Source organism: Reichenbachiella sp. MALMAid0571, from assembly GCF_040151475.1.
In the GTDB taxonomy this organism is placed as follows: domain Bacteria; phylum Bacteroidota; class Bacteroidia; order Cytophagales; family Cyclobacteriaceae; genus CAXBNB01.
Genome location: NZ_JBDKWG010000084.1, coordinates 25829 through 39131, shown reverse-complemented (window position 1 = coordinate 39131; position 13303 = coordinate 25829). Strand labels below are relative to the sequence as shown.

The following is a 13303-nucleotide window of genomic DNA, read 5'->3' as shown; positions in this document are numbered from 1 at the left end:
CGAAATGAGAAAAGATTTTTCCGATTTCCTAAAACTACCCCCGCCCCCTGAAGGGGTGATCAAAAAGTCCCCTTTAGGGGATTTAGGGGTGATTTTGATGAATTTCCTTAGAAGGCAAAATCTTTTCTCGGACACCAATAATAAAATAATTAACTTTAAAGTGAAATAAATCTGGTTCAAATGGATATTCAAGCAGAAAAATTACGATTGATCGAATGGTTGGCTGGACTAAATGATGCCAAAGTGCTTAATGAATTCATTGCTTTAAAGCAGACCAAAGAAGCAGATTGGTGGGATGAGATTAGCACAGAAGAACGTTTAGAAATAGAAGAAGGGCTTGCTCAAGCAGATAGGGGAGAACTTGTTCCTCATAAAGAAGTAATGGCAAAATATCAGAAATGGCTTTAGAGATTGTCTGGACTAAACGTGCAGAAAAGGGTTATTATAATATCATTAACTAACTACAAACCTATTTTACAGAAAGGGAAGTAAGAAATTTCGTTCGTGAGTCCAATGATTTTTTCAACTTGTTGAGTGTATTTCCCGAACTACTGAAAAAAACCACCAAGCAAAACAATGTACATCGTGGACTGATTAATAAAAACACAATCTTAACTTATCGAATCAAACCCCGAAAAAGGCAAATTGAATTGATCAATATCCGACAATCGAGGCAAAAACCGATAGGTCAATAATCGATCCAACTCTCATAGAATAAGTCTCAATAACATTACTGTTCCTGAGTAGGATATTTGGTTTTTGATATGTTTCAGTATTTATAAAGTTTGCTTATAAGAGGAGTGTCAAAAATATCCCGGGATCACCATCCTTAATGCATAGTTTCAGGGAATCAATGGCTCGGTAGATGAGTTTTCTGGCAGTTTTGGCAGAAGTCATGTTCATTATCTGGGAGATTTCTTCGTAAGTAAATCCCTCGTAGTAAAAATATATTATCGCTTCTTTTTGCTTTTCAGTAAGACTTTCAATGGCTTTTTGGATTGTTTCTTTCCTTTCGGAGGTGAATTGGTCATTAATTATTTTTTCGTCCCAAGCCAATACAACTTCAAATTTTTGAAAATCTTTATCATTGTCTTTGAGTGCATACCTGGATTCTTTTTTTAGAGCTCTAACAACCTCTCTACGCAATGATTTGAACAGGTAAGGTTTAATGGATTCGACCTGTCCAAAGGTTTTTTTGCTTTTTAACAATATAAATAAATCCTGAATACAGTCTTTTACCAGTGCATGGTTGGTGGTATAATGACAAGCAAAATTGAAAAGAATGTTCACATACTTAGAGTAGATGTAGATAAATGCCTCTTCGTTCCCCTCCTTATAAGCGTTCCATATTTCTACATCTTTCCATGTGTCAAAAGAATTGACTTGAGAGACTTTAGCCTCCTTTTGAGTTGATGTTTTGCTGATATGAAACTGATGAGAAAGCACCTGTGATTTTTGTTAGTTAGTTTAAAGTTTACTCTAAATAGTTTTTGTAAATATACAGAAGGTTTTTTTTACTTTCCAACATACTTATTATCAATCAATTATAATCCTTGTTAAATTTTTATTGGAATCAATGGGGGCAAATAGATTTCCTGTTTCCTCTTATTATTGAAATGGAAAATGGATTGAGCAAATGAAGTACAATCAATACAATACCAATGATTTTTTGAAAGATGAATATTTCGTTCGGTGGGTTACCAAAGGCGATAACGGGACGAATTTATTTTGGGAAAAGTGGTTACAAAATAATCCGGACAAAGCGGTAGAGGTTGCACAGGCGAAGCAAGTCATTAATTCACTTGAATTTAATGAGTCTTATAGCCTAAAGGAAAGTGAGTATGTAGAAATGCTTGAAGGAGTGCTCAAAGGCAAGGCCAGTCAGCAGCAGAAATCACAATTGGTTTATCAGCCTAAATTCAGTTGGTTGGGTTGGGCTGCAGCAATTGCCTTGTTGGTACTTAGTATTTATGCGTTGATACCGACAGAACATGATACTCTTTCAGAAACTACAGCTATTACTTGGGTCGTTAAAGAAACCAAAAGAGGACAAAAGAATCTGATAAAATTAGGAGATGGCACGGTGGTAAAATTAAATGCAGGTTCCAGTTTGCGATTTCCTGAAAAATTTAATTCAAGCAAGAGAGAAGTTTATCTGGAAGGAGAAGCTTTTTTTGAAGTAACAAAAGATGTAAACAGGCCATTCTCAGTAATCTCAAATGATATTGTAACTACAGCTCTTGGTACCTCATTCAATGTTAATAGCAACGTAGAGACAAGAAATGTCAGGGTTGCGCTGGTCACGGGAAAAGTAAAGGTTGAAGATACAAAAGGCAGTTCGGTTATATTGACTCCTAGCGAGATAGTAATCTACAACAACGGTCAAATTACTAAAGGCAATTTTGATTACAATGAGGAGGTAGCCTGGCGGGATGGTAAATTGTATTTCAACCAAAAGCAACTAAAGGATGTGTTTGAAGTGCTTGAGAACTGGTATGGGATAGAAATTGAATCTTCGAAAACCGTGAAAGGATATTATACAGGTGAGTTCGAAAACAATCCTTCATTGGAAAAAGTGCTGGATGGAATTGCATTCGCAACAGGCCTTGAGTATGAAATAAATAACAATACTGTAAACATAAAAACCAATCAATATGGAAAACAATAGCTCATAAAAAAGGCCAGCACATTGCTGCACTGACCCCTTTAATATCGACTGTAGTGGTTTGGAGACCCTTGATCTACAGTCAAATAAAAATCATTAAGTAAAAAATGTTCACTTAACATACCAAAATTATGTATTTAAAAGTTTTACGGCAAATTATTATCATGTCAAAGTACGCCATTTACGGTATATTTTTACAGGTTTTGTGCTTCAGCCTTTTGTTTGCTGAGGTAGGAAATGCTCAAACCGAAAGTTTAAAAGACATTCGATTGAGCGTCAATTGGGAAAATACCAAGCTTAAAAAAGTGTTTTCCGATTTAAACAAAAAGACAGGCTTTAAGTTCAATTTTCATGACGGGGAGATAAATGCTAATAAAAACATCAATGTTAGCATTACGGAAGCTTCCATGGAGGATGTGCTCAGAACCTTATCCAAAAAAGCGAATCTGAAATTCAGAAGAGTCAACGGCAATATTCATGTGGGTAAAATCGAAGAATATCAAGAAGTCATCACTGAATATTTTTCAATACAAGATGTTGACATATCTGGTAAAATCACCGATGAAAATGGTGAGGGATTACCTGGTGCATCGGTGGTAGTAAAAGGAACCTCTTCAGGAACAACGACTGATGTAGATGGAAATTACAAATTGAAAGCTCAGGAATCTGCTATTTTGACCATTTCTTTTGTAGGTTATGCTACTCAGGAAATTTTGATTGGTGCAAAGAGCGTTATAGATATACAGATGCAATTGGATGCTGAACAACTCGAAGAAGTGGTAGTTGTGGGGTATGGTAGTCAAAAGAAAGTAAACTTAACAGGATCTGTTGCTATGGTCGATGGGGAAGTCTTGACCAAAAGACCTGTTACGAATGCTGTCTCAATGTTACAAGGAGTGCTTGCAGGTGTGAACATTACAGCAGTAAATGGGCAGCCTCGTGAAGGAGGAGAAAATATCGCCATTAGAGGGCAAGGTACATTTAGTAGTGCAGGTTCAGCACCGCTAGTACTTATTGATGGTATTCCTGGAAGCCTTTATGGAATAAATCCAAGCAGCATTAAATCAGTTTCTGTGTTGAAAGATGCTGCATCCGCTTCGATATATGGTTCAAGAGGTGCAAATGGTGTCATCTTGGTAACAACCAAAGATGGAAAGAGTGCAGATGGAAAAATAAGTGTTGGATATGATTTCAATTTTTCTGTTCAATCTCCCACAAGCTTACCCGATCTGGTAACAAATTCAGCTGATTTTATGAGAGGATGGAACACCAATGTGATTAATTCGAATTATGGGACTCCACGACCTGAACGAATGTATCCTCAATCGGAAATCGATAAATATGAAAATGCAACAGACAGGCATTTGTACCCTAATTTTGATTGGTTTGATTTTATGATTGATCCTGCGCCTAGAACCATACACGCTCTAAGTATAAAAGGGGGAAATAAGACAAGATTTAACCTTACATTGGGATATACAGATGAAAAGGGTACGCTCAAGTCATATGGCTATAAGAAATTTGACACCAGACTTAATATTACATCTGAAATCAGCAAAAAGTTCAAGACTGGTGCTATTCTAAATTTTAAAACGGGAAATACCGTTGGAACTCCAACTTGGTCTTCAAGCAATATAGATGCTGAGAACTTTTACTTAACCATGTTTACCCAAATGCCATTGTATGAGCCAACTGTGGCAGATGGAAGTCCATTTTTCACAAGAAGTAGTTATGATTTTGAGGGACCAAACTGGAATCCTTATTTCCAAACAAAAAAGTTTGATGGAAGCTACAACAAAAATTGGGTGGGCACAGGTCAGTTATGGTCCAATTTTGAAATAATTAAAGGTTTGAATTGGTATACAAAAGCAGCTTTTTCGGGAAAATTCTTTGATAATAAGGTTCACTCTGGCCAGCCGGAAACATTACGTTTATACAGAGATGCCAGTGCATTAACTGTTTATAAAAATCCATCTTATTTGATTCAAGAAATGACTATAGATGTTTACAAGAACTTTTATTCTTACTTGAATTATTCCAAATCAATCGGAGAACATGAATTAGGATTAATGGTTGGAACTTCATATGAAGATTCCCATTCAAATTATATCTCGGCACAAAGAAACCAATATACGTCTAATGAAACAACTGAGTTAGATGCAGGATCTTCGAGTTCTCAGATAAACAGTGGAAATAGCTCGGAATGGGCGATCGCTTCCCTTTTTGGAAGGGTTAATTATAATTTTAAAAATAAATACCTTTTTGAAGCAAATGTTAGATATGATGGTACGTCAAGGTTATCCAACGAAAAACGATGGGGGGTCTTCCCATCTTTCTCCGCCGGATGGGTTTTAAGTGAAGAGGCATTTATGGGGGAATCAAAATTATGGTTGAATTTTCTGAAATTAAGAGGTTCATGGGGTCTGCTTGGAAATCAGAATATTGGTGTTTATCCATATCAAGCGATATTGAGTTACACAGGGTCGTATCCTTTTGATGGTAGTAATTCATCAACAGGTGTTGCCCAAACTTCGTTGAACAATAATAATTTGATCTGGGAAAAAACTACCACTACAAATTTAGGGTTGGACGTCACTTTTTTTGACAATTTGTCCTTGACCATTGATGCATATAAGAAGTACACGACTGATATCTTGCGGTCTGCCCAAGTTAATGCCCTTGTGGGGTTATCTGCTCCGGTAGTCAACTCAGGAGAGATGCAAAATATTGGAATAGATCTTGATTTGACCTATAGTGGCACTGTTAAAAGTGGTTCATTAGAGAACCTGAGGTGGAATGTAGGTTTAATTTTCAATACATTTAAAAACAAATTGACCAAGTTTGGTACACCACAATTGTCAGGTGCATATATCAGGGAGGAAGGCAGACCTTGGAATACCTTCAACCTGTTACAGGTTGAAGGTATTTTCCAATCTATGGACGAAATTAACAGTTCCCCAAAACAATTTGGCGATAACACCCAACCTGGTACATTGAAGTATAAGGATGTCAATGAAGATGGTATAATTGACAACAATGATAGAGTTCCAATGGAGAAAGGAGCTTTCCCAGATTTTACTTATGGAGTCAGGTTGGGTGCTGAATGGAAAAATTTTGATACCTATATCCTTTTCCAAGGGGTGCAAGGTTCTCGAATGTATGCTACAGGTTGGGGTTTACAACCATACATACAACACACTGCTCCAACTAAAAAGCAACTTTCACAAGCTTGGACTCCTGAAAACCAATCAACAACTGAGGTAATGCTTGGTGATCCTCTCTCTTACAGTAAGAATTCAACTTATTTCTTAAAAGACAACTCATATCTTAGATTAAAAACCTTACAAATAGGTTACACATTGCCTAACACTTGGCTCAATAAATTGGGTCTTCAGAAAATGCGGATTTATTTCGCAGGTGATAATTTGTTGACAAGCACTAAATATGAAGGTTCAGATCCTGAAAGATCCGTGACTAGTGGTAGGTATGTTAGTTACCCTATGAACAAAGTGGTGTCTTTCGGTTTTAATGTAATATTTTAAGATTAAAATTATTAAATTATGAAAATTATATATAAAATAGGTCGTACAATTGTGATTTTCATTGCGATTGTATCCATATATTCATGTTCTGATGATTTTCTTGATAGAAATCCGAATGATAAATTGTCATCTGCCGTTTTTTATCAATCCAAGGAAGATTTTGATCAGGCATTGTCAGCTTGCTATTCAACTTTTCAGGAAGCCTTGTTTTCATCTGCCAATCCAGTTATGGACTGTTTAACAGATAATGGTCAAGCTTCCTTTTATAGTGCGACATCAATAGCTCAGGGACCGATTACCTCATTGTCCGGAGGTTATATTGATGTAGTTTATACTGAATCTTATCAAAATATTGCACGATATAATATTTTTCTTAAAGAATTATCGGAGTATGGAGGTGCTGTTGAAAGTTGGATAAAGGAATTTGAGGCTGAAGTGAAGTTTATGAGGGCAAATAGATACTTTAATCTGTATAAATTTTATGGTTCTGTTCCTATGCCTCTTGAACCAGTTTTTTATGAAACCCAGTTTCAACCAAAGGTGGATCCTGCAAAAATTAAGATACAGATATTGTCAGATTTAGATTTTGCTATTGCAAATCTGCCGGATAAGTCTTTTGCATCTGGCGCAGGAAAATTGGTCAAAACATCCGCTCAAGCTTTGAAGAGTAGGATTTTGCTTTTTGATGCTTACAACGATGATGGTTCTGCAAAGGAGGATGTTATGCAACAAGTTAAAAGTATTACTTCGGAAATAATAGCGAAAAAATATTATAGTATAGCACCCGGTTTTAGAGCGATGTTTGTCGATGAGCTTGGGGAGCAGGAAGGTAATCCCGAATTTATTTTCGCAATTAAGTGGACTGCACCTACTAATTTTGTGAGCATGTTTAATGGTTGGGGTGTGGCTGCTAATTATATAGCCAACGTATCTCCGGGAGGAGGAATAGTGCCATATGCCAATTTGGCCAACTCATTTGAATTTATAGATGGTACACCATTTTCAGAATTGAACCCGTTATACGATGCAGCAGATGTATATAAAAACCGAGATCCACGTATGGCATATACCTTGTTTACACAAACTGCGGTTTTTGAAGATGGTTTTGAGTTTTCCCTTACTGCCCCTTCCCCAACGGGGTATAGTTATCTTAAGACAATAGCTTCTACTGATGCGCAGAACTATCATGCAAATTTGAATGGCAGCTATTGGCCGGCAATTCGATATGCAGAAGTTTTATTAATGTATGCTGAATCTACCAACGAAATTGATGGTCCTACTTCAGATGTTTATGATGCTATCAATATGATAAGGGACAGAGATGATGTAAAAATGCCTCCTTTAGTTGATGGACTGAGCAAAGATGAAATGAGGAATGCAATTCGACATGAGAGACGAATTGAGTTGGCTTTTGAAGGGTTCAGATATGATGATGGTAAACGCTGGAAAATTGCAGATCAGCTTTTTACATTACCAGCATCGGAAGCACTTATTCCCAAAAACTTTGAATTAAAGAACTACCATTGGCCATTACCTCAAACTGAGATAAACAACAACAATGGTATTTTAGTCCAAAACCCGGACTATTTTTAGGTAGATTTCACCTTTGCTAGCTATTCAGATATTGTTTTCAGTGAAAATGAAATTGAATAAAATACCTCGGGGCTCTGCCTCGGAGTATTCTATGGATTTTGCTTCGCAAATAAAGTTGTTTAAGACCCAAAGAGTCGGGGTATTAAATCACTTTGATAAAATAAATTCCAAAGAAACTGTCTTTTCTACTTTGGAGAAATCTTCCTGACCAAGACATCTAATGTGTTTTATGATTTGGTATACAATATTAGAAAAAGATCTCCATTTCATTTCGATAGGACAGTTTCTTTGTTTTCAAAATTCGAATATCGGTTATTATGAGTTTCTATAATCACTGAAAAGGGGATATGATATCCGTCTTAAAAAGTATAAATGAAAGAAATAAAAATGAAATATCTAATTTTAGCTTGGTTACTAGTTTGTATTGCGCCATATACCTTATTAGCTTATGAAGTTGGTGATAATTCAATAACGGAACAACGTGATTCAGTTTTCCTGAATGAGCTAAAGAATGAAGAAATTATTGGCAAACATAAGATACTGTTTTCAGACCCACCAAAAAAGATACCTGTACCACATTCGGTGGATGCTCCTATGTTAGGAAATGGATTTACAGGAATTGCAATATCTGGAAAACCTGAAAAGCAAGTTTATTATATAGCCAGAAATGATTTTTGGAGATTAAAATCCTCATATAACCAGTGTTTCCCAGCTGTACTTGGAAAATTGGAAATTGACATACCTGAACTGAAAGGTGCCGAGTATCGAGTTGAACAAGATTTGTATGAAGCTAAAACCTATTCCAGTTTTTCCAAAACCGGTTTTAGCGTCAATTTTACCACTTACATCTCTGCTGTTCAGGATATCATGATTGTCGAAATAAGTAGTGAAGGAAATAAAAAAATCAGTGGTACAGTCAGCTTGGTTCTGCCAGGTATCGACGAAATGACGGATAATCCTCCTTTTGATGTGGTGTTTGAAGATGAAAGAGAACAAAAAAATAACAGTAAGGGGGTATATTGGATTTCCAGAGGATTTAAAAAGGATGTTGATATCGCCTCGAAAGCTAGTTGTGCCTTTAATATTCTTGGCACATCTTCAAATACATTCAGTATTGAGCCTAGTCAAAAAGTTAGTATTGCCATTACATTTTCAAGCAATTTTAAAAGTAAAGATTGCGTTAAGGAAGTTTTGGAAAACGTTTCAGGGATCAATGAATCTAACATCGTTGACATAGAAAAGGAACATGAAATGTGGTGGAAAGATTACTGGTCAAAATCATATATTGATATCAATGATGATGTAATTGAAAAACAATATTATCTGTCAAACTACAGCATGGCTTGTTTTAGTCGAGATCCGGATTTTCCGCCTTCCATTTTTGGAACTTGTATAACCAAAGAACGTCCTTATTGGAATGGTGACTATCACTTGAATTATAACCACATTGCTCCATACTATGGATTGTATTCATCTAACCATATTGAGCAGGCGAACCCTTTTAATGCCCCTGTTCTTGCCATGATGGAGCGTGGCAAATACTATTCTAAAAAAATCACTGGAATACCGGATGGCATCATGTTACCTGTGGGAATTGGACCTCTAGGAATGGAAAGTACCCGCAAAAATGATTTGATGGTAAAACATCGATACAATTATATCGACGAGGGTTCAGTTGAAGATGAGGGCTTATTTTTTGGGCAAAAAAGTAATTCCGCATATTGCCTCATAAATATGGCAAGTCAGTTTTATTATACCTATGATCTGGAATATGGACAAAGAATCTACCCCTTCGTAAAAGGGGTGGCAAGTTTTTGGGAACATTACCTCAAGTTGGAAGATAACCGCTATGTAATCTATAACGATGCGATACATGAAGGAACTGTGGGCACAATGAACCCTATATTGTCTTTAGGGCTTGTCAGAAAGGTGATGGAATTGGCCATTGATTTAAGTAAAGAATTAAAAGTTGATATGGACAAGATCGAAAAATGGCAACACATTTTTGACAATCTATCAAAGTACCCGATCCAGAATAAAAACGGAAAAACTGTATTCAGGTATACTGAAAAGGGCACGGATTGGTGGGACAACAATACCCTTGGTATTCAACATATTTATCCGTCCGGTCAGATAGGATTGTACAGTGATACTGAATTATTAAGGATAGCAAAAAATACCATAGATGTGATGCAACGTTGGATCGACCCCAACGGATCCAATAGTTTTTTTCCAGCAGCCGTTCGAGTGGGTTACAATGCGGATACCATATTGGCAAAACTTCATAAATACATTGACCATACCTATCCAAATGGCTTTCAATTGGACAACCCTCACGGGATTGAAAATTTTAGCACTGTTCCCAATACGATCAACGAAATGTTGTGCATGGGGTATGGTGAAATAATTCGTGTATTTCCTGTATGGCCAAAAAAAAATGATGCCACATTTGTTAAGATTAGGACAAAAGGGGCATTCCTTGTGTCGAGTGAATTAAAAAACGGTATCATCCAATATGTCAAGGTTTTCAGTGAGAAAGGAAAGGTTTGTTTACTGGAAAACCCTTGGCCTGATGTTGATGTCAGGATACTCAGAGGCAATGGCAAGGAAGAAATATTGAAAGGGAAGACTTTGAATATAGAAATAAAAGAGGGGGAAGATGTTGTACTGACGGCTTTATAATTTAAAATGAAAAAAAAGTCACTTTGCGACAATTAAAGAATTTCTAGATCCTTACATCGGAGTAAACTGCTAAAAAGTTTGAAAAGCGGCAGGTTTTACATCAAAACAAAATTACGTTGAATACCTCGGCAGCTAGCTTCAGGGATATTTATCAGTCCATTTGTTTAAATTGTTATTTTCTTCATCTGTAAGAAAAATTTCACTTCCCAACCCTCACCACCTTCGCATAATCTACATATTGATATGATCCTAAGATTGATCTTTGTAGAGTAATGGTATAAGTACCTCCTGAGTACTCTGCTGAAGTGGTGAGGGTTTCTTTTTTTGATTCTGTTTGATTTTTAGTTCCTTTCAGTAACTCGTTTATCACACGGCCATCCATTGATGCTGGAATAGGAATGTTGTGGATGGCAAGAATAGTAGGAGTGATGTCAACGTTGGAAGTAGGCAATTCGCTTTCTGTCTTGCTTTTAAAGCTTGGTCCGGCTGCTATCAAAGGAATGTGTACTTCGTAAGGACTTATTCCACCATGGCCAGCTATACCTCTGGCGAAACTAGTACCAGCATATCCGTGTTCGTTTTTGTTGTCGTTCCAGTTTTCTGTCAATAAAATATCTGCTGATCGCTCGGTATGGTTCCAATGGATGGATTCAAACGAAAGTGTACCTGAAATGCTACCCTTCATGTCTCCTTTGTTTTTTCCTGCTGTGAATATAGGTCCAACCCAATCTTCAGCTTGAAGTGTTGAGACTATATTTTGCACTACCATTGGGTCATGATCTTTTATATAGAGCGCACCACCTACAATAATCACATCGTCGCTTTCTTTACTCTTTTTGAGCCCTTTCTCAATCAAAAAATCTGTAAGTCCTACCTTGCCTATATCGGTCACAAATCCGTGATCGGCAGAAATGATGACATTATAAAATGGCAATAGATTTTTCTCCTTTAAAAAACTCAAAATCCTTCCAAATTCAGCATCTACAATTTGTATGGATTTCATCGAAGAAGGAGCACCAATTCCATCACTGTGCGCCGTACCATCAGGATCAGAAAACCAAATGGAACTAACCAACGGGCCATCCTCAGCAAACCCATATTGTATCAATGCATCCGTAATCCATTTGTGTCGGGCTGTATTGGGGTGATCTTCTTCAGGTATTGCTCCTATTTCTTTTAAAACCGTTTCTTTAAAATCTTCGGGTAAAATTAAATCTGGATTGATAATGGCTCCATCGCTGACAGTATGATTTTGCATCATTGCCTGGCCGGTAGAGCCTGAACTGAATACCATCATTCGTTCTCCCTGTTGTTGCAATATTTCTCCTAAAGAAATCGCTGTAAACAAATGGCCATTTGTTGCTTCGCTGATTTTAAATAGGTTTTTGTAATCTCCGGTGCTTAGTCCATTTTTCTGATCAACGCTCGGAAAATAAACAGAATTTCCCATGATGCCGTTGGTCGCTGGGTAGCTTCCCGATGAGAAGGAAGATCCGTTTACTCTGGTTACTGTTGGAAAAACGCTATGGTGTTGCTTGCCGTAGCTTCCAGTTTTCGAAAATGCATAAAGATTGGGCATTGTTTCCGGAGTGATGTAATCGGGGCGTAGGCCATCAAAGAAGACTACAAGCGTTCTGATTCTCTGTTTTTCCGTAGGAGGGTGACACGAAGTTAAAATAAAACACAGTGCAAGGTTGAGAAGTGTTAATTTATTCATGATGAGTTTTAGTCTGCATTAAAATCGGTTTGGATTTGATAATCATTTAGTTTTTTGAATATGTATAATGTTGAGGTGTTCCTATAATAAATTTCTTTTTCGATTATATACCCCAAGTTAAGCAGGTCATATTTATTACTACCAGTTGTTTTTGTATAGTATGCGAATCCAGACCAACTGGATTGGTTGGATCTGAGAGAATCTATATCGGTCGGCTTAAGTTTTAGTTTTTTCCACTTGTACTTATATTCTATTTTTAATATCCCAAAATCTGACAAATTGATAAACATATTTCCAAAATGTAATACACTTCCGTTAGAAATAAAATTTGCATTAATAATAATTACCTCCTTCTCTTCATACGAGGTATAACCTTCCACTGTGAATCTCCATGAGTCTATGTTTTCTTTATTCAAAAAACCTCGACCTTGAATGATGTGATCAAAAAAGAATGTCTCTTCAATTAACTCTCTTTCATTATTTATTATTTCTGATGAGCCCAATTGTGTCAAATAGGATAGCGAAGAAATTTTAGGACTGTAGATGCCAGGATTCGATTTAACTTCAATCTTTGATTTGGAAGATCTAAGTAAGATAGTGTCTTTTCGAATTTGCAAATTAAAAGTGCCACGGGTAGTGAGGTTTTTGCTGAGATAATTTTTTTCCATAGACTTTATACTTTTCAGAACCACTTCCTTGGCACTCATTGGCTGGATTACTAACTCATCCAATATTATAGTATCTCTTTCTAATTTGATGATTTGTTCTTTCAGGAGATTGGAGAAAATCAGAAAAGTGTTTCGGTATCCGATGCAGCTCACAACTAGACTGTCTGTACTTATTAATGAATCATTGATTTCAAATAATCCATCATTGTTTGAAATCGCAATTATTTTCTTATCAGCATTCGAAACATGAGCATTTTGAATGCTTTCATTAGAGCTACTGTCAACGATCCTGAAGGGAATAGAGTCTTGTTGGCAGAAACCTTGGAAATCAGATAAAAATAAAAGGAGTACGGCGAAGAGCCAACGGTTCGAAATGGTTGTCTTTAAAAAGAACTTTTCTGATTGCATAAATCAAGCTTCCTTTACTTTGGTTAAG

General features: G+C 36.6%; 8 protein-coding genes. 5 read left to right on the top strand and 3 right to left on the bottom strand.

Going from position 1 to position 13303, the window contains the following annotated elements; all coding sequences use genetic code 11:
- The first annotated feature begins 180 nt into the window (after positions 1–180).
- Positions 181–408 (top strand): hypothetical protein, encoded by a 228-nt coding sequence (locus tag AAOP42_RS02460; RefSeq protein ID WP_349526872.1) that lies wholly within the window; start codon positions 181–183, stop codon positions 406–408.
- 381 nt (positions 409–789) lie between these two features.
- Here AAOP42_RS02460 and AAOP42_RS02455 read toward each other — a convergent pair whose 3' ends face one another.
- The gene (locus tag AAOP42_RS02455) at positions 790–1446 is read right to left on the bottom strand and encodes an RNA polymerase sigma factor (RefSeq protein ID WP_349526871.1); all 657 of its coding nucleotides are present in this window, start codon (positions 1444–1446) and stop codon (positions 790–792) included.
- A gap of 190 nt (positions 1447–1636) precedes the next feature.
- On the opposite strand from AAOP42_RS02455, the gene AAOP42_RS02450 reads away from it, so the two are divergent.
- From AAOP42_RS02450 to AAOP42_RS02435, 4 genes are all read left to right on the top strand, one after another.
- Complete coding sequence (locus AAOP42_RS02450; RefSeq protein ID WP_349526870.1) at positions 1637–2668, top strand: FecR family protein; 1032 nt, start codon at positions 1637–1639, stop codon at positions 2666–2668.
- A gap of 161 nt (positions 2669–2829) precedes the next feature.
- A complete protein-coding gene (locus tag AAOP42_RS02445; RefSeq protein WP_349526869.1) occupies positions 2830–6207 on the top strand; it encodes a SusC/RagA family TonB-linked outer membrane protein in 3378 nt (1125 codons plus the stop codon).
- A gap of 18 nt (positions 6208–6225) precedes the next feature.
- Complete coding sequence (locus AAOP42_RS02440) at positions 6226–7800, top strand: RagB/SusD family nutrient uptake outer membrane protein (protein ID WP_349526868.1); 1575 nt, start codon at positions 6226–6228, stop codon at positions 7798–7800.
- A gap of 372 nt (positions 7801–8172) precedes the next feature.
- Positions 8173–10482 (top strand): glycosyl hydrolase family 95 catalytic domain-containing protein, encoded by a 2310-nt coding sequence (locus tag AAOP42_RS02435; protein WP_349526867.1) that lies wholly within the window; start codon positions 8173–8175, stop codon positions 10480–10482.
- 199 nt (positions 10483–10681) lie between these two features.
- Here AAOP42_RS02435 and AAOP42_RS02430 read toward each other — a convergent pair whose 3' ends face one another.
- Both AAOP42_RS02430 and AAOP42_RS02425 read right to left on the bottom strand, forming a co-directional pair.
- A complete protein-coding gene (locus AAOP42_RS02430; RefSeq protein WP_349526866.1) occupies positions 10682–12199 on the bottom strand; it encodes an alkaline phosphatase family protein in 1518 nt (505 codons plus the stop codon).
- 8 nt (positions 12200–12207) lie between these two features.
- The gene (locus tag AAOP42_RS02425; RefSeq protein ID WP_349526865.1) at positions 12208–13275 is read right to left on the bottom strand and encodes a peptidase associated/transthyretin-like domain-containing protein; all 1068 of its coding nucleotides are present in this window, start codon (positions 13273–13275) and stop codon (positions 12208–12210) included.
- Positions 13276–13303 lie beyond the last annotated feature (28 nt).

Bases quoted from the DNA above. Each gene is read 5' to 3' on its own strand.
- AAOP42_RS02435 (WP_349526867.1), top strand. From the start codon at position 8,173: ATGAAAGAAATAAAAATGAAATATCTAATTTTAGCTTGGTTACTAGTT.
- AAOP42_RS02425 (WP_349526865.1), bottom strand. From the start codon at position 13,275: ATGCAATCAGAAAAGTTCTTTTTAAAGACAACCATTTCGAACCGTTGG.
- AAOP42_RS02440 (WP_349526868.1), top strand. From the start codon at position 6,226: ATGAAAATTATATATAAAATAGGTCGTACAATTGTGATTTTCATTGCG.
- AAOP42_RS02460 (WP_349526872.1), top strand. From the start codon at position 181: ATGGATATTCAAGCAGAAAAATTACGATTGATCGAATGGTTGGCTGGA.
- AAOP42_RS02445 (WP_349526869.1), top strand. From the start codon at position 2,830: ATGTCAAAGTACGCCATTTACGGTATATTTTTACAGGTTTTGTGCTTC.
- AAOP42_RS02430 (WP_349526866.1), bottom strand. From the start codon at position 12,199: ATGAATAAATTAACACTTCTCAACCTTGCACTGTGTTTTATTTTAACT.
- AAOP42_RS02450 (WP_349526870.1), top strand. From the start codon at position 1,637: ATGAAGTACAATCAATACAATACCAATGATTTTTTGAAAGATGAATAT.